At 71.8% G+C, this 24,948-nt stretch carries 19 protein-coding genes; 13 read left to right on the top strand and 6 right to left on the bottom strand.

The features are described 5' to 3' along the window. Window positions 1–207 precede the first annotated feature (207 nt). Both OTB19_RS30440 and OTB19_RS30435 read left to right on the top strand, forming a co-directional pair. Window positions 208–402 carry a hypothetical protein gene (locus OTB19_RS30440; protein ID WP_267801842.1) on the top strand — a complete coding sequence of 65 codons (195 nt, stop codon included), beginning with the start codon at window positions 208–210 and terminating at the stop codon, window positions 400–402. A gap of 80 nt (window positions 403–482) precedes the next feature. After that, window positions 483–3,638 carry a helix-turn-helix transcriptional regulator gene (locus tag OTB19_RS30435; protein WP_267801841.1) on the top strand — a complete coding sequence of 1,052 codons (3,156 nt, stop codon included), beginning with the start codon at window positions 483–485 and terminating at the stop codon, window positions 3,636–3,638. Here OTB19_RS30435 and OTB19_RS30430 read toward each other — a convergent pair. From OTB19_RS30430 to OTB19_RS30420, 3 genes are all read right to left on the bottom strand, one after another. Beyond that, a complete protein-coding gene (locus tag OTB19_RS30430) occupies window positions 3,607–3,792 on the bottom strand; it encodes a DUF6191 domain-containing protein (protein WP_420716947.1) in 186 nt (61 codons plus the stop codon). The two genes, OTB19_RS30435 and OTB19_RS30430, sit on opposite strands and share 32 nt — an antisense overlap. Before the next feature lie 30 nt (window positions 3,793–3,822). Next, complete coding sequence (locus OTB19_RS30425; protein ID WP_267801838.1) at window positions 3,823–4,980, bottom strand: PQQ-dependent sugar dehydrogenase; 1,158 nt, start codon at window positions 4,978–4,980, stop codon at window positions 3,823–3,825. Window positions 4,981–5,306: 326 nt separating this feature from the next. Continuing rightward, on the bottom strand, window positions 5,307–6,314 hold the full coding sequence (locus OTB19_RS30420; protein ID WP_267801834.1) for an aldo/keto reductase: 1,008 nt from the start codon (window positions 6,312–6,314) through the stop codon (window positions 5,307–5,309). Window positions 6,315–6,387: 73 nt separating this feature from the next. Here OTB19_RS30420 and OTB19_RS30415 point away from each other — a divergent pair, with 73 nt between their 5' ends. From OTB19_RS30415 to serA, 6 genes are all read left to right on the top strand, one after another. Next, on the top strand, window positions 6,388–7,335 hold the full coding sequence (locus OTB19_RS30415; RefSeq protein ID WP_267801833.1) for a 2-hydroxyacid dehydrogenase: 948 nt from the start codon (window positions 6,388–6,390) through the stop codon (window positions 7,333–7,335). A 273-nt stretch (window positions 7,336–7,608) separates the two neighbouring features. Continuing rightward, window positions 7,609–10,488, top strand: coding sequence for a putative bifunctional diguanylate cyclase/phosphodiesterase (locus OTB19_RS30410; RefSeq protein ID WP_420716946.1), 2,880 nt, complete (start codon window positions 7,609–7,611; stop codon window positions 10,486–10,488). Between the two features lie 228 nt (window positions 10,489–10,716). Beyond that, window positions 10,717–12,603: an acetolactate synthase large subunit gene (locus OTB19_RS30405; protein ID WP_267801832.1), complete on the top strand. Its 1,887-nt coding sequence runs from the start codon at window positions 10,717–10,719 to the stop codon at window positions 12,601–12,603. A gap of 32 nt (window positions 12,604–12,635) precedes the next feature. Continuing rightward, complete coding sequence (ilvN, locus tag OTB19_RS30400; protein WP_053677671.1) at window positions 12,636–13,160, top strand: acetolactate synthase small subunit; 525 nt, start codon at window positions 12,636–12,638, stop codon at window positions 13,158–13,160. 149 nt (window positions 13,161–13,309) lie between these two features. Then, window positions 13,310–14,311: a ketol-acid reductoisomerase gene (gene ilvC / locus OTB19_RS30395; protein WP_053677673.1), complete on the top strand. Its 1,002-nt coding sequence runs from the start codon at window positions 13,310–13,312 to the stop codon at window positions 14,309–14,311. Between the two features lie 291 nt (window positions 14,312–14,602). After that, window positions 14,603–16,192, top strand: coding sequence for a phosphoglycerate dehydrogenase (gene serA / locus OTB19_RS30390; RefSeq protein WP_267801831.1), 1,590 nt, complete (start codon window positions 14,603–14,605; stop codon window positions 16,190–16,192). A gap of 73 nt (window positions 16,193–16,265) precedes the next feature. Here the strand turns inward: serA and OTB19_RS30385 are convergent, their stop codons facing one another. Then, on the bottom strand, window positions 16,266–17,828 hold the full coding sequence (locus OTB19_RS30385) for an MFS transporter (protein WP_267801829.1): 1,563 nt from the start codon (window positions 17,826–17,828) through the stop codon (window positions 16,266–16,268). 90 nt (window positions 17,829–17,918) lie between these two features. On the opposite strand from OTB19_RS30385, the gene OTB19_RS30380 reads away from it, so the two are divergent. Further along, window positions 17,919–18,563, top strand: a complete 645-nt coding sequence (locus OTB19_RS30380; RefSeq protein WP_267801827.1) for a TetR/AcrR family transcriptional regulator — start codon at window positions 17,919–17,921, stop codon at window positions 18,561–18,563. A gap of 40 nt (window positions 18,564–18,603) precedes the next feature. On the opposite strand, the gene OTB19_RS30375 is transcribed toward OTB19_RS30380, so the two are convergent. Continuing rightward, the gene (locus OTB19_RS30375; RefSeq protein WP_267801825.1) at window positions 18,604–19,989 is read right to left on the bottom strand and encodes a PucR family transcriptional regulator; all 1,386 of its coding nucleotides are present in this window, start codon (window positions 19,987–19,989) and stop codon (window positions 18,604–18,606) included. 198 nt (window positions 19,990–20,187) lie between these two features. Between OTB19_RS30375 and OTB19_RS30370 the strand changes: the two genes are divergently transcribed. Together OTB19_RS30370 and pruA are read left to right on the top strand one after the other, a co-directional pair. Next, a complete protein-coding gene (locus OTB19_RS30370) occupies window positions 20,188–21,114 on the top strand; it encodes a proline dehydrogenase family protein (RefSeq protein WP_267801823.1) in 927 nt (308 codons plus the stop codon). Window positions 21,115–21,158: 44 nt separating this feature from the next. After that, window positions 21,159–22,790 (top strand): L-glutamate gamma-semialdehyde dehydrogenase, encoded by a 1,632-nt coding sequence (gene pruA / locus OTB19_RS30365; protein ID WP_267801822.1) that lies wholly within the window; start codon window positions 21,159–21,161, stop codon window positions 22,788–22,790. A gap of 81 nt (window positions 22,791–22,871) precedes the next feature. Here pruA and OTB19_RS30360 read toward each other — a convergent pair whose 3' ends face one another. After that, a complete protein-coding gene (locus tag OTB19_RS30360; RefSeq protein ID WP_267801821.1) occupies window positions 22,872–23,573 on the bottom strand; it encodes a nitroreductase family protein in 702 nt (233 codons plus the stop codon). Between the two features lie 81 nt (window positions 23,574–23,654). Here OTB19_RS30360 and OTB19_RS30355 point away from each other — a divergent pair, with 81 nt between their 5' ends. Continuing rightward, on the top strand, window positions 23,655–24,386 hold the full coding sequence (locus OTB19_RS30355) for a tyrosine-protein phosphatase (RefSeq protein ID WP_267801820.1): 732 nt from the start codon (window positions 23,655–23,657) through the stop codon (window positions 24,384–24,386). After that, window positions 24,383–24,937: a GNAT family N-acetyltransferase gene (locus tag OTB19_RS30350; RefSeq protein ID WP_267801818.1), complete on the top strand. Its 555-nt coding sequence runs from the start codon at window positions 24,383–24,385 to the stop codon at window positions 24,935–24,937. The genes OTB19_RS30355 and OTB19_RS30350 overlap by 4 nt, the downstream gene beginning before the upstream one ends. Window positions 24,938–24,948 lie beyond the last annotated feature (11 nt).

Genomic DNA, 24,948 nt, shown 5'->3' with positions numbered 1-24,948 from the left:
ACCACCTCCGACCTGGACGATCTCCTGGCCAGGCTCGACCAGCACACCGCCGATCACCCAGAAGAATCCTCCGCCGCCAAGGCCGCGTGATCAACCCCCGAAGGACTTACGACGCAGACCACTAAGGCTTCCGGCGCGCGGAGATGCGGCAAGCGCCCCATGCGCGGGCACCCTCTGGGAAGCGAATCTTGGATCACACCGAACGAGGTGCCCGAGAGAGCAACCAGGGAGTACGAGATGTTCGAGTACGAGATGGCCATCGCCCGCCGCGCCGACCTCCTCCGCGAGGCCGACGCGTACCGACTGGCCCGGGTGGCCAAGAAGGCGCGCCGCTCCTCACGCGGCCAGGAACCCGAAGGGTCGGTGAGCGGGATTCGGAGCCGCTTCACCCGCGCCGCGTAAGCCGCGGCGCGAACAACGGGAACCGACGCGTGATGAGAAGCGCGGCGATACTCGGTGACGCCGAGCAGCCGCCCTGTGCGATGCTCGGCGGCGTGGAGACCAGATCCGTGAGCCCGGTGTTCGTCGGCCGAGCCGACGAACTGGCCATACTCGTCGATGCCCTGACACGCGCCGGGCACCAGGAGCCGCAGGCCCTGGTCATCGGAGGCGAGGCAGGCGTCGGCAAGACCCGCCTCACGGAGGAGTTCCTGGGCGAGGCCGCCCGCCTCGGCGCGGTGGTGGCCGTCGGAGGCTGTGTGGAGATCGGGGCGGAGGGGCTTCCCTTCGCCCCCTTCTCGACGGCGCTGCGCAGCCTGAGCCGCCGGTTCCCCGAGGAACTGGTCGCCGCGACCGCCGGCCAGGAGGACGAACTCGCGCGGATCCTCCCCGAACTCGGCGACACCCCGAGGGGCCCGCACGACGAGGAGAGCACCGCGCGCCTCTTCGAGCTGACGGCCCGCATGCTCGAACGGCTCGCCGCCGACCGCACCATCGTGCTCGTCCTCGAAGACCTGCACTGGGCCGACACCTCCACCCGGCACCTCCTCGCCTACCTCTTCCGCACCCTCGGCAACGGCCGCCTCGTCGTCGTCGCCACCTATCGCGCCGACGACATCCACCGCCGCCACCCGCTGCGCCCGCTCCTCGCCGAACTCGACCGGCTCCGCACCGTCCAACGCATCGAACTGCCCCGCTTCAACCGGGCCGAAGTACGCCGACAGCTCGCCGGCATCCTCGCCTCGCAACCCGACGAGGCCTTCGTGGACTCGGTGTTCGAGCGCTCCGACGGCAACGCCTTCTTCGTCGAGGAACTCGTCGCCTCCCGGGAGAACGGCTGCCGTACCGGACTCACCGAATCCCTGCGCGATCTGCTGCTCGTCCGGGTCGAGGTCCTGCCGGAGTCCGCGCAGCGCGTCGTCCGGATCGTCGCCGAGGGCGGTTCCACCGTCGAGTACCCGCTGCTGCGCGCCGTCACGGGGCTCGGCGAGGACGAACTGATCGAGGCCCTGCGGGCGGCCGTCGGCGCCAACATCCTCCTCCCCACCTCCGACGGGGACGGCTACCGCTTCCGTCATTCCCTGGTCCGCGAGGCCGTCAGCGACGACCTGCTGCCCGGCGAGCGCGCCCGCGTCAACCGGCGGTTCGCCGAGGCCATGGAGGCCGACGAGACGCTGGTCCGCGCCGGCGAACGGGTCATCAGGCTGGCCAGCTACTGGTACTACGCCAACGACCCGGTCAAGGCGCTGCCCGCCGTCCTCGCCGCCTCCGTGACCGCCCGCCGCCGACACGCCTACTCCGAGCAGCTGAGCCTGCTGGAGCGGGCCATCGACCTCTGGGACAGCGTCCCGGAGGAGACCCGCGAAGGACTCCGCCCGGCGGACTACACCGACGTGTACCCGCCCTGCGGATGCGACCCGGAGAACACCGGACTCCAGCGGCTCGACCTGCTGGCCGAGGCCACCGTCGCGGCCCGCTACGGAGGCGAACGCGAACGCGCCCTCAAGCTGACCAAGACCGCGCTGCGCATGCTGGAGGAGGACGAGGACCCATTGCGGGCCGCCTGGTTCTGGACCGAGCGCTCCCGGCTGGTCGCGAGCCTGGCCCGCGGCGACGGCTGGGCGGAGATAGCCAGGGCGCAGGAACTCGTCCGGGGGCTGCCCCCGTCCCAGGTGCACGCCGAGGTGCTGGTCCGGGCCGCGGGCTGGGGCATGCTCCACAAGCCGGGCCCCGACAACCTCGCCGCCGCCGAACGCGCCGTGGAGTACGCGCGGATGGTCGGCGCGGAGGACGTCGAACTCAACGCGCGGATCACCGTCGCCTCCCTGTGCGTCGACTCCGGCGACAGCGAGACGGGCCTCGCCGAACTGCACGCGATCAAGGACCGCGCCACGGAACTCGGGCTGACCGCACTGGCCGGTCGTGCTCATATCAACCTCACCTCTCAGCTGGAATCGCAGGGCCGTTCCGCGGAAGCCGTGGAAGTGGCCAAACGGGGCACTGAACTCGTCGGCAAATCAAGGCTGTTGGACTCCGAGGCCTGGGTCCGGGGCAACATGGCGGAGAGCCTCTACAGCCTCGGCCGCTGGGACGAGGCCGCGGAGGAGGCGCGGGAGACCCTCCGCGTCGGCCAGAGCGCCGCCCCGCGCGCCTCCGCCGCCGCCCGCCTCTCCTACCTGGCCCTGGCCCGCGGCGAACTCTCCGAGGCCGCCGCGCAACTCGCCACGGCTCACGCGTACTTCGGCACGCACGACGCCCAACCCCAACACCGGCTGCCGCTCTACCGGCTGGAGATCGGCGTGGCCGCGGGCGAGGGCCGGATCGTCGAGGCCCGCCACCACGTCACCGAGGCCATCGCCCACGGATTCGCCCTCGGGCAACACCGCTACGCCTGGCCGCTGCTGCTGGCCGGGGCCACCGCGGAGGCCGACGCCAGGGGACTCCCGACCGCCGACCCCGGCCGGGAAGCCGCCCTGAAGGCGCTGCGCGACGCCGCCCGCACCCTGGCGACCCCGGTGCCGGTGTGGACCGCGCACGCCGAGTACGTCCGGGCCGAGCTGCTCCGCGCCGAGGGCCGGGACACCACCGCGGACTGGACCGCAGTCGTGGCCATGATCCGACCCCTGGCCCGCCCGTACCTCCTCGCCCGGGCCGTGTACCGACTCGGCGAGGCCCTGCTCGTGGCCGGCCGTGACCGGGAGACGGCCGCCGAACTGCTCCGCGAGGCCCATGCCGCCGCCGAGCGCCTCGGCTCCCGCCGGCTGTGCGAGGACCTGGCCCTGCTGGCGCGGCGCGCCCGGGTCCCGCTCGACGCCCCGGACCCGCACGGGGCGCCGCCGGCGCCGGAGGTGGATCCGGTCGAGGCCCTGGGGCTGACCAGCCGCGAACGGGACGTACTGCGGCTGGTCGCGACGGGCAGTACCAACCGTCGGATCGCCGAGGAACTCTTCATCTCCCCGAAGACGGCCAGCGTGCACGTCTCGAACATCCTGGCCAAGCTGGGCGTGGCCGGCCGCGGTGAGGCCGCCGCCCTCGCCCACCGGCTCAGGCTGTTCGGCCCCGATGTCCAGGACCGCCCGGACCAAGAGCAGGGCCAGATCCCGGGAGGCGGCCCGGCCGGTCGCGGTGGCCGGCCGTCCGGATCCGCCCCGGATCGCGGCGCCGGGGCTAGGCCGGAGGTCGCTCGGCAGGGCGTATGAGCACCTTGCCGGAGTCGAGATCTATCGGGCCCCGTCCCGGATCGCCGTCATCGACGTCGGTCCGGGACAGCTCCAGTCGCTTCTTCTCCTCGTTCGTGTGCTTGCGTCCCGGGGCGAAGAGCTCCTCGATCATGTTGAACACGGTGTCCACCACGCCTTTCGTCCCCGACCGGGGCCTCGTCGGTCATCGCACCGTCAGTGTCAGAATCCTGTCGTCGCCGGCCTCCGGCGACCCGCGCCCGTCCGTCTCGCTCGTGACCAGCAACAACGCGTCCCCACCCAGGGGCACCACGGTCCGCAGCCGGCCGTACCGACCCTGGAGGAAGGCCTCCGGCTCCGCCACCGGGGTCGTCCCGGCCAGCGGGATCCGCCACAGCCGCTCGCCCTTCAGCCCCGCCATCCAGATCGAGCCCTGTGCCCAGGCGATGCCGCTCGGCGACGCGTCGCCGGTCTTCCACACGGCCACCGGATCCCGGAAGCCGGGTCTGCCCGCCTTCCCCTCGGCCTCCGGCCAGCCGTAGTTCACACCGGGCTCGATCAGATTCAGCTCGTCCCACGTGTTCTGGCCGAACTCGGCGGCCCACAGCCGCTTGTCCTCGTCCCAGGTGAGGCCCTGCACATTGCGGTGCCCGTACGAATAGACGACCGAGTCCGCCTCCGGATTGCCGTGCACCGGTTCCCCGTCCGGGGTCATCCGCAGGATCTTGCCGCCGAGGGACTTCTTGTCCTGCGCCAGCCCGGTCTCGCCGGTCTCCCCGGTGCCGACGTACAGCATCTTGTCCGGGCCGAACGCGATCCGACCCCCGTTGTGGACGAGGCCCTTCGGGATGCCCCGGAACACCGTGTCGGGCGCCCCCAACCGCTGCCCGGCGGACCTCTGGTCGTCATAACGCAGCCGGGCGATCCTGTTGTCGGACTCGGTCGTGAAGTACACGTACACGAGCCGATCCGAGGCGAAGGTGGGGGAGAGCGCGAGACCCAGCAGCCCGCCCTCGCCGCCCCGCACCACCCCGGGGACCTCGCCGATCGGCGTCACCGCGCCCGTGCCGGCCCGCACCCGACTGATGGTCCCCTTGTCCCGCGAGGCGACCAGCAGGTCCCCGCCCGGCAGCGCCGCCACACCCCACGGGGACTCCAGCCCCTTGGCGACCTCGCCCGTCACCGTCACGGCGCCCTTGGCGGGCGGAGCGCTCGGGGAGGGGGACCCGGAGGAACCCGGCGACCCGCCCCCCGGCGAGGCCGTACCCGGTGGGGAACCGCCCGGCCGGGCCGCCTCCCCGCCCGGCGGCGAGCAGCCCGCCGCCAGCAGGGCCCCGCACCCGGCCAGGGCCAGCGCCGTCAGGACCGACCGGGGCCGGCCGCCCGCGACGTCGTACGCGACCGGGGGCGCGGAGGGCCCGTCCCGCCGCCCGTCCCGCTGCCCGACCCGCCGGTCGTCGCGGCGCGGGGAACCCACCTCCGCCGGCACCCCCGGGTTCCCCTCGCCCCGTCCGTCGCCCTGTCCGTACCGCGGTTCGTATCGCATCGCGCTGTCCCTTCCGGTGCTCCGATCGTGCCTTCCCACCGACTCAACACCGGCGGCACCGCCCGAAGTTCCACCACTCGTACACTCGATCGAGTGGATGTGCCGGTGGTCGCCGATCGCGCGGGCACGGCCCCCGGCCGGGGTCAGTCCCAGGCTCCCACCGCCGCCGGCAGCTCCGCCATCTCGGCCAGGTCCCCGGCCGTGAGCCGAACCTCGGCCGCCCGGGCGTTCTCCGCCGCCCAGTGGGCCCGATCGGCCCCCGGGACGGGCACCACGTGCGGCCCCTGCGCCAGCACCCACGCCAGCGCCACCTGGGCCGGGGTGACCTCCGGGCCGTGCCGCCGCGCGACCAGCCGCAGCCCCGCCACCAGCACCTGGTTCGAAGCCATCGCCTCCGCGGTGAACCTCGGGTGCCGGGCCCGCACGTCCGCCGACTCGAAGCCGGCGCCCGGTCGCAGCGTCCCGGTCAGGAAGCCGCTGCCCAGCGGCATCGCCGCCAGCACCCCCACCCCGCGCGCCGCGCACCACGGCAGCAACTGCCACGCGGCCTCCGGCGACCACACCGACAGTTCGGCCTGCACGGCGCTCACCGGGAACACCTGCTGGGCCCGCTCCAACAACCCCACCGTCGACCGGTAGGCCCGGTCACCGCGCCGCCCCGCGCCCGGCCCGGCGCCCGCGCCCAGCGCACAGAAGCCGAGCGCCCGCACCTTCCCCGCCGCCACCAGCTCCGCCATGGCGCCCCAGGTCTCCTCCACCGGCACGTCCGGGTCCACCCGGTGCAGCTGGTACAGGTCTATGACGTCGGTCCGCAGCCGCCGCAGCGAGGCGTCGCAGGCCCGCCGCACGTATCCGGGCCGACCGTCCGCCACCACGTGCTGCTCACCCGCCCGCAGGCCCACCTTGGCCGACACGAAGGCCTCGGAACGCCGCTCCCGCAGCACCCGGCCCAGAACCAGCTCGTTCGTGAACGGCCCGTACACATCGGCCGTGTCCAGCAGGTTCGCGCCGAGGTCGAGGGCCGTGTGCAGGGTCCGCATCGACTCCTCGCCCCGGCGGTGCGAGGGCGCGTAGGCCCAGCTCATCGGCATGCAGCCGAGCCCGATGGCGCCCACCCGCAGCGGCCCCGATCCGATCGACCTGCGCTCCACCTGTGCGTCCCCCTCCCGGTCCGGCCATCAAACTAACGGCTTGATCCGGATCCCTTGGCATAGCCTCGTGATCATGACTGCAACGACCCCGGACGTCTGGCTCCCCTTCGCCGCCGACGAGATCGAAGGCCTTCCCGACTGCTTCCGGTACCGACGGTGGGACGGCGAGGACGCGTACCCCGCGGACCCGGGGGACTGCGCCTTCTACGTCACCCCGTACATGAAGTCCCCGGCCGTCACCCTGCGACCGCTGCCGGCGATGCCCGACCTCCAGGTCGTCCAGACCCTCACCGCGGGCATCGACCACGTGCTCGGCGGCCTCGACGGACTGCGGCCCGGCGTGCGCCTGTGCAACGCCCGCGGCGTGCACGAGGCCAGCACCGCCGAACTGACCCTCACCCTGATCCTCGCCTCGCTCCGCGGCATCCCCGGCATGGTCCGCGGCCAGGACCATGAGGAGTGGCGCTCCGGGTTCTACCCGGCCCTCGCCGACAAGTCGGTCCTGATCGTCGGCCACGGGTCGGTCGGCGCGGCCATCGAGGACCGGTTGATCCCCTTCGAGTGCGCGCGCGTCACGCGGGTCGCGCGCTCCGCGCGCACCACCGCGCACGGGCCGGTGCACGCCCTCGCCGATCTGCCCCGACTCCTTCCGGACGCCGATGTGGTGATCCTCTCCACCCCGCTGACCGACGCCACCCGCGGCCTGGCCGACGCCGGATTCCTGAGCCGGATGAAGGACGGAGCCCTGCTCGTGAACGTGGCGCGCGGCCCGGTCGTCGACACGGCGGCCCTGCTGGCGGAGCTGGAATCGGGCCGGTTGCGGGCGGCGCTCGACGTGACCGAGCCGGAACCGCTGCCCGCCGGCCACCCGCTGTGGCACGCCCCGAACGTCCTGATCACGCCCCATGTGGGCGGCAGCACCTCGGCGTTCGAGCCCCGGGCCAAACGGCTCCTGGCCCGTCAGCTCACCCGGTTCGCCGCCGGCGAGCCCCTGGAGAACACGGTGTTGACCACCGGGTGACCCGATGTGAGCACGCTCCGCAATCACCCGAGTGCGCGCGGTGTCGACAACTCCCCAGGCGGTGACGGAGAGTAGAGGAGGTATGTCACTGAGTGACGAAAGTGGTGTATCGTCCGGAAGAAGGGGCTGCGCCGGGAACGTCTGGCGTCGGGGAGTGATCGGACACTTTGGGGGGCGACGGGCGATGCACGGCCAATGGACGAAGGATCCGACGCGGCAGAGCCGCCGGAGGCGACGATGGGGTGCGCCGAAGCTGGCAGGCGAGGGGGACCGGTGAGCCCCCCGGGGGCGGCACTCCTGACCCGGCCCCCGACGGCGGGCGCCGGCAAGGGCCTGGCGGCCCAGCTCCTCCTCGCGGTGGTCAGCGGCGGTTACGCCGTGGGAGCCGCCCTCGGCTGGGGATCGACCGAACTCGCCAAGATCATGGGCGACTTCGGACTCAGCACGGCGGGACTGCTCGCCGCCGTCTCCTGCTTCCACTACGCGCGCACCATCGACCGGCGCGAACGTCCCGCCTGGCTGATGTTCGCGTTCTCCTCCCTGATGGGGGCCCTCGGGAACGCCGTCTGGGGCTGGTACGAGGTCATTCTCGGCCAGGACGTCCCGGAGCCCTCCCTCGCCGACTTCGCCTTCCTCTGCTTCGCGCCGCCCGCCATCGTGGGGCTGCTGATCCTCGCCAAGCGCCCCGTCACCCGGGCCGGCTGGGTCTGCCTCGGCCTCGACTCCTGGCTCATCGGCGGATCGCTGCTGACGCTGTCGTGGAGCCTGGCCCTCGCCAACGCCGCGCGCACCGTCCAGTCGGGCGCCCCCGGCAGCGTCCCCCGCGCCGCGCTGTCCCTCGCGTACCCGCTGCTCGACATCGCGCTCGTCTCGATGGTGCTGGTCCTGCACTTCCGCCGCTCGGCGAACAACCGCTCCGCGGTCAACACGGCCATCGCCGCCCTCGCCCTGACCGTCCTGAGCGACGCGCTCTTCACCTCCCCGCTGCTGAACACCACCTACCGTTCCGGCGAGATCCTCGACGCCGGCTGGTTCGCGGGCTCGCTGCTGCTCGCGTACGCCCCCTGGGGCGCCCGCAGGGCCGAGTCCGCCGAGCAGGCCCTGCGGCCCCCGCGCGCGGAGCGCCCGCACAGCCGCCCCATCTCCGGCTCGCTGCCCGCGCTGACGCCGTACCTCGCGGCCGCCGTCTGCACCCTCGGCATCCTGTACAACGTCGTGGACGGCCGGAAGGTCGACCGGATGGTCATCTTCACCGGGTGCACGGTGGTCCTCGCCCTCGTCATCCGGCAGGGCATCATGCTCGTCGACAACATCGCGCTGACCCAGGAACTGGCCCAGAAGGAGAACCACTTCCGTTCCCTGGTCCAGGGCTCCAGCGACGTCATCATGATCGCCGCGCCCACCGGCACCCTGCGCTACGTGAGTCCCGCCGCCGCCGGGGTCTACGGCCGCGAGGCGGAGGAACTGATCGGGACCGAACTCGCCACCCTGATCCATCCCGACGACCTCGGCCGCGTGGTCCACGAGGTCCGCCGGTTCCTGGCGGCGCCGCCCTCGGAGGAGCCCACCACCCGCATCGAGTGCCGGTTCGAGTCGGGCGACGGCGACTGGCTCAACGTCGAGTCCACCGTCAACCGGCACCAGGGCGGGCTCATCCTCAACAGCCGCGACGTCACCGAGCGCGTCCGGCTCCAGGCCCAGCTCCAGCACAGCGCCGAGCACGACCCCCTCACCGACCTCCCCAACCGGGCCCTGTTCACCCGCAGGGTCCGCCAGGCGCTGACCGGCCGCAGGGCCGGGGACCACAGCACCGCCGTGCTCTTCATCGACCTCGACGGCTTCAAGGCGGTCAACGACACCATCGGCCACCAGGCCGGCGACGAGCTGCTCGTCGAGGCCGCCCGCCGACTCCAGGACTCGGTCCGGGCCGGGGACACCGCGGCCCGGCTCGGCGGCGACGAGTTCGCCGCGCTGATCATGGGCGACGGGAGCCGCGACCGCGGTGCCCGCGAGTACCAGGTGCACGAGATCGCCGACCGGCTGCGCACCACGCTCTCCCAGCCGTACCGGATCGGGGGCAGCGAGGTCAGGGTCGCCGCGAGCATCGGCGTGGCCTTCGCGGACCCCGGCATCACCCCTTCGGACCTGATGCGCAACGCGGATCTCGCGATGTACCGGGCCAAGGCGGGAGGCAAGAACCGCGTCGAGCTGTACGCCCCGCAGATGCAGGCCGAGGTCGTGCGCAAGGCCGAACTCGCGGGGCGGCTGCGCACCGCGCTCCACGAGGGCGAGTTCGCCCTGCTGCACCAGCCCGTGGTCTCGCTGGCGAGCGGTGAGGTCACGGCCGTCGCCGCGCAGGCCCGTTGGCGCTCCGCCCAGGGGATCCTGTTCACGCCGGCCGAGTTCCTGCGGGTGGCCGAGTACAGCGAGGGCACCGCCCACAGCGCCGCCCCGGACGCCTCGCGCACCGCCGAGCTGGGGCGCTGGTTGCTGGAGGAGGCCGTGGAGCAGGCCGCCGAGCGGCACCGGGCCGGTCATCGCGTGCCGGTGGCGGTCCGGATGACCGCGCAGCGGCTGCTGGACCGCTCCGCGCCGCTCGCCTCGCTGGACGCCCTGCTGACCCGGCACGGCCTGCCCTCCGGCGCGCTCGTGATCGAGTTGGCCGACAGCGACCCCAGAGTGCCCTTCGATGAGCTGGAGCGCCGCCTGACGGCCTTGCGGCGGCTGGGCGTCCTGATCGCCCTCGACGGCTTCGGCAGCGGTTACGCGGCCATCAGCGCCCTCCGGCGCCTCCCCGTGGACATGCTGAAACTGGACCGGGGCCTGGTCGAGGGCCTGGTGGAATCGGCCCGCCTGTACAAGATCACCGCAGGATTGTTGCGGATCGCAAACGACCTGGGGATGCAGTCGGTGGCCGACGGGGTGGACCTGCCCGAGCAGGTGTCGGCCCTGCGGGCGATGGGGTGCACCCATGGTCAAGGAATGGCCTTCTCCGGACCACTCGACGAATACAGGCTGCGACGCGCCCTCGTGCGCGGTACGTTCCCAGTACCGGGCGGTTTGGCCCAGCCGGCCTTGGCCGGAGGCTCGTCCAGTGGCTCGATGGTCATCCGTAGAGGCTCAAATAATGAGACGCCCGTCCCACCCGCTTGACATCCACCTCCCGCCGGAGGGAGGGTCAGTGCCATGCGCACCCGAATTCTCGTACTTGGAAAGCGCGTCGGCTGAAGCTGGGACCTGCATGTCCCCGCTCCACACGCCCGACGCGCTCCCCTCGCTTGCCTCCCGGCACGAGGGGTTTTTTGTTGCACTGGCACACGCCTTCGGACCTTGCTCCGAAGGATCCCCGCTCCTCGTAAAACCCTCAGCTTCGAGAAGAGAATGCCGATGACCGAGCAGGCCACCGGGGCCCACCATCCGCAGCCGCGGCCCCGTACGGGTGGACACCAGTCCGCCGCAGTTGAGCACGTCACGGGTGCGCAGTCCCTCATCCGCTCTCTCGAAGAGGTGGGGTGCGACACCGTGTTCGGGATCCCGGGCGGCGCCATCCTTCCGGCCTACGACCCGATGATGGACAGCAAGAGGGTCCGTCACATCCTGGTCCGCCACGAGCAGGGGGCCGGCCACGCCGCGACCGGCTACGCGCAGGCCACCGGGAAGGTCGGCGTCTGCATGGCCACCTCGGGGCCGGGCGCCACCAACCTGGTCACCCCGATCGCCGACGCGCACATGGACTCCGTGCCGCTCGTCGCGATCACCGGCCAGGTCTCCTCCAAGGCGATCGGCACCGACGCCTTCCAGGAGGCGGACATCGTCGGCATCACCATGCCGATCACGAAGCACAACTTCCTGGTCACGCGGGCCGAGGACATCCCGCGGACGATCGCGGAGGCGTTCCACATCGCCTCCACCGGTCGCCCGGGTCCGGTCCTGGTCGACATCGCCAAGGACGCCCTCCAGTCGAAGACCACCTTCTCGTGGCCGCCGACCCACGACCTGCCGGGCTACCGGCCCGTCACCAAGCCGCACGCGAAGCAGATCCGGGAGGCCGCCAAGCTCATCTGCGCGGCCAAGCGCCCGGTCCTGTACGTCGGCGGCGGTGTCATGAAGTCCGGCGCCACCGCCGAGCTGAAGGTCCTCGCGGAACTGACCGGCGTCCCCGTCTGTACCACCCTGATGGCGCTCGGCTCCTTCCCCGACAGCCACCCGCTGCACGTCGGCATGCCCGGCATGCACGGTTCGGTCACCGGCGTCACCTCGCTGCAGAAGTCGGACCTGCTGATCGCGCTCGGCACCCGCTTCGACGACCGCGTCACCGGCAAGCTGGACAGCTTCGCCCCGTTCGCCAAGATCATCCACGCGGACATCGACCCGGCCGAGATCGGCAAGAACCGCGAGGTCGACGTCCCGATCGTGGGTGACGCCCGCGAGGTCATCGCCGACCTGATCCAGGCGGTCCAGGCCGAGCACACCGACGGCAACGCGGGCGACTACACCGCCTGGTGGAAGGACCTCAACCGCTGGCGCGAGACGTACCCGCTGGGCTACGACCTGCCCGCGGACGGCAGCCTCTCGCCGCAGCAGGTCATCCAGCGGATCGGCGCGCTCGCCCCCGAGCACACCATCTACGCTGCCGGCGTCGGCCAACACCAGATGTGGGCCTCGCACTTCGTGAACTACGAGGAGCCCCGCACCTGGCTGAACTCCGGCGGCGCCGGAACCATGGGCTACGCGGTCCCGGCCGCGATGGGCGCCAAGGTCGGCATGCCGGACCGCACGGTCTGGGCGATCGACGGCGACGGCTGCTTCCAGATGACCAATCAGGAACTGGTCACCTGCGCGCTGAACAACATCCCGATCAAGGTCGCGATCATCAACAACGGCGCGCTGGGCATGGTCCGCCAGTGGCAGACCCTGTTCTACAACCAGCGGTACTCCAACACGGTCCTGCACGCCGACGAGACCGGCCACTCCACCGTGGGTTCCCAGCTCGGCGAGTCCAACGCCCCCCGCAAGGGCACCCGCGTCCCGGACTTCGTGAAGCTGTCCGAGGCCATGGGCTGCGTCGCACTGCGCTGCGAGGACCCTGCCGACCTGGACCGGGTCATCGCCGAGGCCAACGCGATCAACGACCGTCCGGTGGTCGTCGACTTCATCGTCCACGAGGACGCCATGGTGTGGCCGATGGTCGCCGCCGGCACCTCCAACGACGAGGTCATGGCAGCCCGGGGCGTCCGTCCCGACTTCGGCGACAACGAAGACGACTGAGCCGAGAGAGCCTGAGAGAGAGAACGACTCACATGTCCAAGCACACGCTCTCCGTCCTGGTCGAGAACACGCCCGGCATCCTCGCCCGGATCGCCGCCCTGTTCTCCCGCCGCGGCTTCAACATCGACTCCCTCGCGGTCGGTGTCACCGAGCACCCCGACATCTCGCGCATCACCATCGTCGTGAACGTCGAGGACCTCCCGCTGGAGCAGGTGACCAAGCAGCTCAACAAGCTGGTCAACGTGCTCAAGATCGTCGAGCTGGAGCAGCACAACGCCATCGAGCGTGAACTCGTTCTGGTGAAGGTCCGCGCCGACAACGAGACGCGCTCGCAGATCGTCGAGATCGTCCAGCTGTTCCGCGCCAAGACGGTCGACGTTTCCCCGGAGGCCGTCACCATCGAGGCCACCGGCGGCACCGACAAGCTCGGCGCGATGCTGAAGATGCTGGAGCCCTTCGGCATCAAGGAACTCGTGCAGTCCGGCACGATCGCCATAGGGCGTGGCGGACGGTCCATCACGGACCGCAGCCTGCGCGCGCTCGACCGCAGCGCCTGAGCGACCGCTCCACGGGTCGTTCGACCGCTCGCCCCCGTGGGCGGCCCGCCGCGCGTCGGCGGGCCGCCCGCATGGCGAGACCGAGAAACTCACATTCCGTTCCCCGCCGTACGGTGGGAGCAACACACGCGCACCAAGGAGATATCCCAGTGGCCGAGCTGTTCTACGAGAACGACGCCGACCTGTCCATCATCGCGGGCCGCAAGGTCGCGGTCATCGGCTACGGCAGCCAGGGCCACGCCCACGCGCTGTCGCTCCGTGACTCCGGCGTCGACGTCGTCGTCGGCCTGAAGGAGGGCTCCAAGTCCAAGGCCAAGGCCGAGGAGCAGGGCCTGAAGGTCGTCTCGGTGTCCGAGGCCGCCGAGTGGGCCAACGTCATCATGATCCTGACCCCGGACCCGCTCCAGGCCGAGATCTACGAGGAGTCCATCAAGGACCACCTCCAGGACGGCGACGCGCTCTTCTTCGGGCACGGCTTCAACGTCCGCTACGGCTTCATCAAGCCCCCGGCCAACGTGGACGTCGCCCTGGTCGCCCCGAAGGGCCCGGGTCACCTGGTCCGCCGCCAGTACGAGGAAGGCCGCGGCGTGCCCTGCATCGCCGCCGTCGAGCAGGACCACAGCGGCAACGCCTTCGCCCTCGCGCTCTCCTACGCGGCCGGCATCGGCGGCACCCGCGCCGGCGTCATCAAGACCACCTTCACCGAGGAGACCGAGACCGACCTGTTCGGTGAGCAGGCCGTTCTCTGCGGTGGCGCCTCCGCGCTGGTCAAGGCCGGTTTCGAGACCCTGACCGAGGCCGGTTACCAGCCGGAGATCGCGTACTTCGAGTGCCTGCACGAGCTGAAGCTCATCGTGGACCTCATGTACGAGGGTGGCCTGGAGAAGATGCGCTGGTCGGTCTCCGAGACCGCCGAGTGGGGCGACTACATCACCGGCCCCCGCATCATCACGGACGCCACCAAGGCCGAGATGAAGAAGGTCCTCGCGGAGATCCAGAGCGGCGAGTTCGCCAACACCTGGATGGCCGAGTACAAGGCCGGTCTGCCGAAGTACAACGAGTACAAGAAGGCCGACGAGGCCCACCTGCTGGAGACCACCGGCAAGAAGCTGCGCAAGCTGATGAGCTGGGTCGACAACGACGAGAGCTGATCCCGCCGCGACGGGGCCGGGACGACGAGTCCCGGCCCCGCCGCGCACGCGCCCCAGGAGGCCGTCCGGCCCGCCGGAACAGCGGCCTTCGACCGCGCGGATTGGCCACCCCGGCCAATCACGGAAGGGTGATCCTTCCGTACAGGCGGAAACCCGCCGCGGATACGCCACTACACTGCTCAACACAACGCGTCAGGCCCACAGTGTCGTGCGTCTTCCACGCGGCTACCCCCTCCACCGCCTGCGGCCGTCGGGACGGCCGTCCGCACTGGACTTGTGAGGATGACCCACGTGAGCTCGAAACCTGTCGTACTCATCGCCGAAGAGCTGTCGCCCGCCACGGTGGACGCGCTCGGTCCGGACTTCGAGATCCGGCACGTCAACGGAGCCGACCGCGCGGAGCTGCTCCCCGCGATCGTCGACGTCGACGCGATCCTGGTCCGCTCCGCCACCAAGGTGGACGCCGAGGCCATCGCCGCCGCCAAGAAGCTGAGGGTGGTCGCCCGCGCCGGTGTCGGCCTCGACAACGTCGACGTCTCCGCCGCCACCAAGGCCGGCGTGATGGTCGTCAACGCGCCGACCTCCAACATCGTCACCGCGGCCGAGCTGGCCTGTGGCCTGCTCGTCGCCACGGCCCGCAACATCCCGCAGGCCAACACCGCCCTGAAGAACGGCGAGTGGAAGCGGAACAAGTACACGGGCGTCGAGCTCAGCGAGAAGACCCTCGGTGTCGTGGGCCTCGGCCGCATCGGCGTCCTGGTGGCCCAGCGCATGTCGGCCTTCGGCATGAAGGTCGTCGCGTACGACCCCTACGTCCAGCCCGCGCGCGCCGCCCAGATGGGCGTCAAGATGCTCACGCTGGACGAGCTGCTGGAGGTCGCGGACTTCATCACCGTGCACCTGCCGAAGACCCCCGAGACCCTCGGTCTCATCGGGGACGAGGCGCTGCACAAGGTGAAGCCGTCCGTCCGCATCGTCAACGCCGCGCGCGGCGGGATCGTGGACGAGGCCGCGCTGTACACGGCCATCAAGGAGGGCCGGGTCGCCGGCGCCGGCCTCGACGTGTACGCGAAGGAGCCCTGCACGGACTCCCCGCTCTTCGAGCTCGACCAGGTCGTCTGCACTCCGCACCTCGGCGCGTCCACGGACGAGGCCCAGGAGAAGGCCGGTGTCTCGGTCGCCAAGTCGGTGCGCCTCGCGCTCGCCGGTGAACTGGTGCCGGACGCGGTCAACGTCCAGGGCGGCGTCATCGCCGAGGACGTGCGTCCGGGCCTGCCGCTCGCCGAGAAGCTCGGCCGCATCTTCACCGCCCTCGCGGGCGAGGTCGCGGTCCGTCTCGACGTCGAGGTCTACGGCGAGATCACCCAGCACGACGTCAAGGTGCTGGAGCTCTCCGCGCTCAAGGGCGTCTTCGAGGACGTCGTCGACGAGACGGTCTCCTACGTCAACGCCCCGCTGTTCGCGCAGGAACGCGGTGTCGAGGTCCGGCTGACCACCAGCTCGGAGTCCCCGGACCACCGCAACGTGGTCACGGTCCGCGGCACCCTCTCGGACGGTCAGGAGGTCTCGGTCTCCGGCACGCTCGCGGGCCCGAAGCACCTTCAGAAGATCGTCGGCATCGGCGAGTACGACCTGGACCTGGCACTCGCCGAGCAGATGGTCGTCCTGCGCTACGCCGACCGTCCGGGCGTCGTCGGCACCGTCGGCCGCATCCTGGGCGAGGCCGGTCTGAACATCGCGGGCATGCAGGTCGCCCGCGCCGAGGAGGGTGGCGAGGCGCTCGGCGTCCTCACCGTCGACGCCGAGGTCCCGGTGAACGTCCTCGCGGACATCGCCGCCGAGATCGGCGCCGTCTCGGCGCGCACGGTCAGCCTCGGCTGATCCTTCGGTACGCACGGGAAGGGCCCGGGGGGAGACCCCCGGGCCCTTCCGCGTTCCGTGTCGTACGGGTCGTTCAGCGCGCGACGGCGTCGGGGGCCGCGGCGACCCCGGTCGACTCGGGCTCCGGTTCCGCCGGGGTCGCGGCGGTGGTGCCGATGCCGCGCAGCAGGACCGGCGCGAGGGCCGCGGCCGCGAGCAGCAGGGCGGCGCCGCCCCAGGCCGCGTACTGCATGCCGTGCACGAACGCCTGCCGGGCCAGGTCCAGTACCCGCTGCCCGGACTCGCCGCCGAGCGAGCCGGCGGTGGCGACCGCGCCGCCCAGGGTCTCCCGGACGGCGGGCTCGGCGCCCACCAGGTCGGAGCGGTAGACCGCGGTGCCGAGACTGCCCAGGACGGCCATGCCCAGGGCGCCGCCGAACTCGGCGCCTGTCTCCAGCAGCGAGGCCGCCGAGCTGGCCTTCTCGGCGGGGGCCGCGCCCAGCGCGATGTCGCAGACCAGGGACATCACGGCGACGATCCCACTGGCCAGCACCCCGGCGCCGACGAGGAGCAGCCACAGGGAGTCCGTGCCGACCCCGCCGATCAGGGCGAACCCGACGGCGCCGAGGACGAAGCCGCCCGCGATGACGAGGGACCGGTCCAGCGTGCGGGCGAGGGCCGCGGCCACGGGGGCGGCCGCGCCGATGGCGACCGACGGGGCCAGGCTCCACAGGGCGGCCTCCAAGGTGCCCATGCCGAGGACCGATTGCAGGTACTGGGTGGTGAAGTAGGCCGAACCCATCATGGCGAAGGCGGAGACGGTCTGGAGGCCGATGCCCGCGCCGAAGCCCCGGTTGCGGAAGAGGGCCCGGCCGACCATGGCGTCGTCCCGACCCCGCTGGCGGCGCACGAACACGTACCCGAAGGCCAGGCCGACGCCGACGCAGGCGGCGGGGAGCGGGGCGAGCCCCTCGGCGGCGATCTCCTTGAGGCCGTACACCAGGGGCAGCACGGCGGCCATCGACAGCGGGACGCTCGGCAGGTCGAAGCGGCCCGGGGCGGGGTCCTTGAACTCCGGTACCAGCACCGGGACCAGGACCAGCAGGAGCAGCATCGCGGGGACGTTGATCAGGAACACCGAACCCCAGTGGAAGTGGTTCAGCATCACCCCGCTCATCACGGAGCCGAGGGCGATGCCGCCGGTCATGGCGCCGGACCAGACGGCGATGGCCCGGGCGCGCTGCCCGGCGTCCTGGAAGAGGTTCCGTACGAGGGCCAGGGTGGACGGCATCAGCGTCGCACCGCCGACGCCGAGCAGCACCCGGCAGGCGATCAGCATCTCCGCGCTGGTCGCGTACGCGGCGCCGACGGAGGCGAGGCCGAAGGCGGCCGCGCCGATCAACAGCAGCTTGCGGCGGCCGATGCGGTCGCCGAGCGAACCCATCGTGATCAGCAGCCCGGAGAGGGCGAAGGCGTAGCTGTCGAAGATCCAGAGCTGCTGGGTGGCGCTCGGGTCCAGCTCCCGGGTGATGGCGGGGATGGCGAAGTAGAGGACGGAGACGTCCATCGAGACCAGGAGCAGCGGCAGCAGCAGGACGGTGAAGGCGGTCCATTCGCGGCGGCCGGCGAGGCGCGCTGAGGCAGCGGGGTTCGTCATGAGCAGGAATGTACAAGCGTCATAAACACTTGTCTAGTACGAGTGTATGGAACTTCCGTCTAGGACGGTTGTCTTGCTACCGTGTCGGCCATGGGACATCGCGAAGATCTGCTCCGGGGGGCCAAGGAATGCCTGGTCGAGAAGGGGTTCGTGCGCACCACCGCGCGTGACATCGTCAAGGCGTCGGGCGCCAACCTGGCCTCCATCGGCTATCACTACGGCTCGAAGGACGCCCTGCTCACCCAGGCGTTCATCGAGTTGATCTCCGACTGGGGCGACGCGTTCACCGGCGGCCTCGCGGGGGAGGGCGGCTCGCTCGACCGCTTCCGCTCGGTGTGGGAGGGCGTGCACGCCGGGCACGAGGAGTCGGGCCCCATCTGGGCCGCGAGCCTGGAGGTCGCGCTGACCCGGGACGGGCTCCCTGAGCTGCGCCGACTGCTCGCGGCCTCGCAGGACGAGGGGCGCCGGGGGCTGGTCTCGATGTTCACGGGGATGCCGGAGGACCGGCTGGAGGAGGAGGACCTGCGCACGCTGGGCACCTTCTACCAGGCCCTGCTCAACGGGTTCATGATCCAGTGGCTGTTCGACGCCGGGAGCGCCGGCACCCCGGCCGAGTTGACCGAGGGGATGCGGCGGGCGGCGGAACTCATGGCGAAGGCGGCGGGTGCGGGAGCGGCCGACGGGGCGCCGGTGGAGGGCGCGGTCGGCGCCTCGGTCGCGGAACCCACCGCCTGAGTCGTGCCTCTCGCCCCGCGCACGGGGCGGGGCGAGCAGGTCAGTCGAGGCGGGCGGCCTTGAGGGACATGTGCAGCAACAGCCGGTCCTCGCCCTCGTCCAGGTCGAGGCCCGTCAGTTGCTCCACCCGGCCCAACCGGTAGTACAGCGTCTGGCGGTGGACCCCCAGGGCCGCCGCCGCCCGACCCGCCTGCCCGGCGCAGTCCAGGAACACCTCGGCGGTACGGGCCAGTTCCCGGTGCGTGGCGTCCAACAGGACCCGGGTGGAGGGGTCTTGCCCCCGGCCCGCAGCCAACGAGGCCAGCAGTCGGTACGGTCCGATGGCCGACCACCGCGCGACCTGCCCGAGCCGGGGCTGCGCGGACGCCGCCCTGGCCGCGGCCGCGGCCTCGGCCCACGCGTCGCCGAGCGTGGTCAGCCCGCGCCGGGGCTCGGCGACGCCGGCGGTCGCGGCGACGGGTCCCGTCGGCGTCGCGGGGCGGGGGAGCAGCCGGGAGGCCAGCGCCTCCACCGGGGCGACGGAGTCCGCCGAGCGGAGTCTGACCAGGACCGCCAGAGCCGCCTGACCGGGGCCCGGGTCGCCGTCGACCCCGCCCGACCCGCCGGCGCCGGTCCCGGCGGCGGAACGGTCACCCGATCGGGTGTCGGGTCGGCCCCCCGGATGATCGGCGGCCCGCCCCGACCCGGCCCGCCCCGCCGACGCGGCCCGACCGGACGCGCCCCGACCCGACGTGGCCTGGTCCGACCCGGCGCGGTCCGGCCCGCCCCGGTCCGGCCCGCTCGCGCGGCCCGGCCAGGGCCACGGCACCACGCACACCGCCGCCGCGCCCGGCACCGAACCCGGGACCTCCCCGGGCCACGGGGTCACGCACACCACCGCGTGCAGCCCGTCGCCGTCGGCTCCCAGGGCCGTGCGCAGCGCGGTCAGCGCCATGTCCCGCTGCCAGCCGCGGTCGGCCGTGAGCGCCGCGCGGAACTCCCGCGACAGGTCCGCCCCGGCCTTGGCCTCCTCGGCGAGCAGCACCCCCACCCGCTCGGCGACCTCCATGGCGGCGGCGAGCGCCGCCGGACCGGGCCCCGCGTCGGGTCCCGACTCCGGGTCGAGGAGCCACACGTACCCCTGGACGATTCCCCGGTAGCGCACCGGCAGACAGAGCCGCCCCCGGACGACACCGGCATCGGGGGCGGCCGGGATGCGTACCGGACCGGTGGCGCGGGCGATGCCGAAGCCCTCGAACCAGGACCGGACGGCAGCCGTCGACTGCCTGGTCAGGATCGAGCGGGTGCGGACCGGGTCCATGGCCGCGTCGTCGTCGCCGTCGTGCGCGCCGAACGCGATGAGGCGGAAGTCCCGGTTCTCCAGGGTCGCGGGGGCGCCGAGCAGCGCCGAGATCTCGTCCACCAGGTCCTGGTAATCGCCCTTCACCCGGCCATTCTCCCACCTGCGGAACGGTTCTTCAGACAGATGTATGAGATGTCGACATCGGATGCGTGACAGCTGTCGATGGCAGAGGATCGTGGAGATCCTTAGGTTTCACGGTGGTTTTACATGCGTTTCTCTTACGTCCACGCCATGCCGGCGCGAGATCGTGAATCTGCTTCTGCCACCCGTTGGAGGTGCCCCGTGCTGGGTCCCGCGATCCTCGCCGCTTCCCGCAGCGACAAGCTGCGCCGAATCGTCTCCGCCGCCCCGGTGACCAAGCCCGTGGTGAACCGGTTCATCCCCGGTGAGACGGTCGGCCAGGTCATCCCGATCGTCGAGGACCTCACGCGCAAGGGCCTCGAAGTCACCCTCGACGTGGTCGGCGAGGACATCACCGCCGTGGAGCAGTCCCACGCCGCGCGCGACGCCTACCTCGAACTGATCGGGCGGCTGGCCGAGCTGGGCCTGGGCGAGACCGTCGAGATGTCGGTCAAGCTCTCGATGTTCGGCCAGGCCCTCGAAGGCGGCCACGAGCTGGCCCTCGCCAACGTGCGCCCGGTCGTCGAGGCCGCCGCGGCCATCGGCACCACCGTCACCCTGGACGCCGAGGACCACACCACCCTCGACTCGATGTTCGCCATCCACGAGGAGCTGCGCCGGGACTTCCCGCAGACCGGCTGCGTGATCCAGGCCTACCTCTTCCGCACCGAGGCCGACGCCCGCCGGCTCGCCGAGGCCGGCAGCCGCGTCCGGATCGTGAAGGGCGCCTACAAGGAGCCCGCCGAGGTCGCGTACCAGGACAAGGCCGAGATCGACAAGGCGTACGTCCGCATCATGCGCATCCTGATGGAGGGCGAGGGGTACCCGATGATCGGGTCCCACGACCCGCGCCTGATCGCCATCGCCCAGGAACTGGCCCGCAAGGCCGGCCGCAAGCCCGACGAGTACGAGTTCCAGATGCTGTACGGGATCCGCAGCGACGAGCACCTGCGGCTGGCCGCCGAGGGACACCGGATGCGCGTCTACACCGCGTACGGGACCGACTGGTACGGCTACTTCATGCGCCGCCTCGCGGAGAAGCCGGCCAACCTCCTCTTCTTCCTCCGCTCGATGATCACCAAGAACTAGGTCCAGAACCAGGTTCAGAACTAGCTCAAGGAGTTGCCAGACCCATGGATGCTGTGACCCAGGTCCCCGCGCCGGTCAACGAGCCGGTCCACTCGTACGCCCCCGGCAGCCCGGAGCGCGCACGTCTCGAAATCCAGCTCAAGCAGCTGTCCGAGAACCCGATCGACCTCCCCATGACGATCGACGGCGTCAAGCGGATGGGTGGCGGCGAGCGCTTCGACGTCGTCCAGCCGCACGACCACAAGTCGGTCATCGGCACCTACGCGAACGCCACCGAGGCCGACGCCCAGGCCGCCGTCGACGCGGCCCTGGCCGCCGCCCCGGCCTGGCGCGCGATGGACTTCGACGACCGCGCCGCGATCATCCTGCGCGCCGCCGAGCTGCTCGCCGGCCCGTGGCGCGAGAAGCTGGCCGCCTCGACCATGCTGGGCCAGTCGAAGACCGCCCAGCAGGCGGAGATCGACACCCCCTGCGAGCTCGTCGACTTCTGGCGCTTCAACGTCCACTTCGCCCGCCAGATCCTGGCCGAGCAGCCCGCCGCGAACAGCGCCGGCGTGTGGAACCGCAGCGACCACCGCCCGCTGGAGGGCTTCGTCTACGCGATCACGCCGTTCAACTTCACGGCCATCGCCGGCAACCTGCCGACCGCCCCGGCCCTGATGGGCAACGTGGTCGTGTGGAAGCCGTCCCCGACGCAGACCCACTCCGCGGTCCTGCTGATGGAGGTCCTGGAGGCGGCCGGTCTGCCCAAGGGCGTCATCAACCTGGTGACCGGCGACGGCATCGCCGTCTCCGAGGTGGCCCTGAACCACCCCGAGCTGGCCGGCATTCACTTCACCGGCTCGACCAAGACCTTCCAGCACCTGTGGAAGACCGTCGGCAACAACATCGAGAAGTACAAGTCCTACCCGCGCCTGGTCGGCGAGACCGGTGGCAAGGACTTCGTCGTCGCCCACCCGTCCGCGGACCGCGACATCCTGAAGACCGCCCTGACCCGCGGCTCCTTCGAGTACCAGGGCCAGAAGTGCTCGGCCTCCTCGCGCGCCTACGTCCCGGCGTCGATCTGGAACGACGGCTTCAAGGAGGCCTTCGCGGCCGAGGTCGACGGCATCACCATGGGTGACGTCCGTGACCTGTCGAACTTCGTCGGCGCCGTCATCGACGAGCGTTCGTTCGCGAAGAACAAGGCCGCGATCGACCGCGCCAAGGCCGACCCGACCTGCACGATCGTCGCCGGCGGCAGCTACGACGACTCGGAGGGCTACTTCGTCCGCCCGACCGTCATCGCCTGCACCGACCCGGAGAACGAGGTCTTCACGACCGAGTACTTCGGCCCGATCCTCGCCGTGCACGTTTACGAGGACGCGGACTTCGACGCGATGCTGGAGCAGATGGAGTCGGTGTCCGCGTACGCGCTGACCGGCGCCGTCATCGCCCAGGACCGCTACGCGGCGGCCGACGCGATGGAGAAGCTCCGCTTCGCGGCGGGCAACTTCTACATCAACGACAAGTCGACCGGCGCCGTCGTCGGCCAGCAGCCCTTCGGCGGCGGCCGCGCGTCCGGCACGAACGACAAGGCGGGCGCGGCCTCCAACCTGCTGCGCTGGACCTCGACCCGCTCCATCAAGGAGACCCTGGTCCCGCCGACCGAGTACGCGTACCCGCACATGGGCTGACCTCCCTGCCCTGCCGAACCCCGCCCCCGCTCCGGTACCCCCAAGTCCGGAGCGGGGGCGGTCACGGTTGCGGGACCGTTCTCAGACCTCGACGATGACCTGGTCCAGGGACTTGCGCAGCAGGTCCGGGACCTCGCAGTCGTCGGCCGGGTAGCCGACGGGGATGACCGCGAAGGCCTTCTCGTTCTCCGGGCGGTTCAGGACGTGCCTCAGGAAGCGCATCGGGCTCGGCGTGTGGATCAGCGCGGCGAGCCCGCTCAGGTGGAGCGCCGACAGGAGCATGCCGACAGCGATGCCGACCGACTCGTCCACGTAGTAGTGCTTGCGCTTCGTACCGTCGGGCCCCAGCCAGTACCGCTGCTGGAAGACCACGATCAGGGCCGGAGCGTCGGTCAGGTGGTTCTTGACCGCGTCGGTGCCGAGGGGACGCAGCGCGGCGAGCCATTCGTCGCCGAGCCGGCCGTCGTAGGAGATCTGTTCCTCCTGCTCGGCGGCCGCGCGGATCTGCCGGCGGATCTCGGGGTCCTTGACCAGGACGAACGTCCAGGGCTGCTGGTGCGCACCCGACGGGGCCGTGGCGGCGCAGGCGATCGCGTCCCGGACGACCTGCTCGGGCACCGGGTCGGTGGAGAAGTGACGGACGGTGCGCCGCTCGTCCATCCGGGCCCTCAACTCGGCCGCGCGCGCGAGGGATTCCGGGCCCGGCATGCGCGCGGGGCGGTAGGGGACGGGCCGGTAGGGCCTGCCATGGGTGGGGGTCCACTGCTGGGTCTCAGGCGACATGGGCAGATCTTCACGCGCGGAACCGCCCGCCGCCAGGGTCGCGTCATCAGTCACTGTCCGATGTGTACTGACAGGGGGGCTATGAACATGGCGCAGGCCGGTCGATTTCTGGAGTGGGACGGGTGTTTCAACGCGCGTGACCTGGGAGGTGTGGGGCAGGTCGTGCCGGGGGCGGCCGTGCGCGCGGACCGGCTCGACCGGCTCACCGGGCAGGGCTGGACCACCGTCGTCGCCCACGGCGTGCGGACCGTCCTCGACCTGCGCAATGACGACGAGGTGGAAGGGGACCGCGCGCCCCGTCCCGACCTCCTGACCACGGTGCGGATACCCCTGGACGGGCTCGAACACCGGGACTTCTGGGACGTGTGGTGGGGGACCCCCGGTTTCGGCACCCCCGCGTATTTCCAGCCTTTCCTGGAGCGGTTCCCCGACCGCGTCGCCGCCGTGGCCCGTGCGATCGCCGACGCCCCGCCCGGCGGGGTCGCCTTCCACTGCGGTCTGGGCCGGGACCGCACCGGGATCATCGCCCTCGTCCTGCTCCGGCTCGCCGGGGCGAGCCCGCGGGAGATCGCCGTCGACCACGGGCTGAGCGAGTCCCGGGTACGGGCCGGGTACGCCGCGCGCGGCCGACCGTACGACGACGCGGAGATCGAGACGTACGTCGCCGGGCTCGGCACGACCGTCCACGCGCTGGCCCGGCAGACCGCCGAGCGGTTGGACGCACGGGCCTACCTGCTCGACGCCGGACTCGACGCGGGCACGCTGGAGAGGCTCACCGGTCGGCTCCGGGGCGTTGGTACCGTCGCCGGATGACGGCGAACACGAGCGACGGCACCCTCCTGCGGCACACCGGCGAACTGGGCACGGCGGAGTTCGGCGAGATCCGGGCGCTGCTGGACGGGGCGTTCGACGGGGACTTCGCCGACGAGGACTTCGAGCACGCGCTCGGCGGGATGCACGTGCTGGTGCGGGAGGACGGCGTGCTGGTCGCGCACGGCAGTGTGGTGCAACGCCGGGTCGTGCACGCCGGCCGGGCCCTGCGGACCGGGTACGTCGAGGCGGTGGCCGTACGCTCCGACCGGCGCCGCCGCGGTCTCGCCGGACGGGTCATGGCCGAACTGGAGGGTGTGATCGGGCGGGCCTACGAGCTGGGCGCGCTGTCCGCCTCCGAGGACGGCGCCGCCCTGTACGCGGGGCGCGGCTGGCGGGTCTGGGGCGGTCGGATCGGCGTGCTCGGCCCGGCCGGACCGCGGCGACTCGCCGAGGAGGAGGGCTCCACGTACCTCTGGGCGCCGCCCGGCGGGGCCCTGTTGGACCCCACCGGGCGGCTCGACTTCGACTGGCGCAACGGGGACGTGCTCTAGGACCTGTCGTC

The sequence above is a fragment of the Streptomyces sp. H27-H5 genome (genome assembly GCF_026627505.1).
Lineage (GTDB): Bacteria > Actinomycetota > Actinomycetes > Streptomycetales > Streptomycetaceae > Streptomyces.
This window is presented reverse-complemented; position numbering and strand designations above follow the sequence as displayed.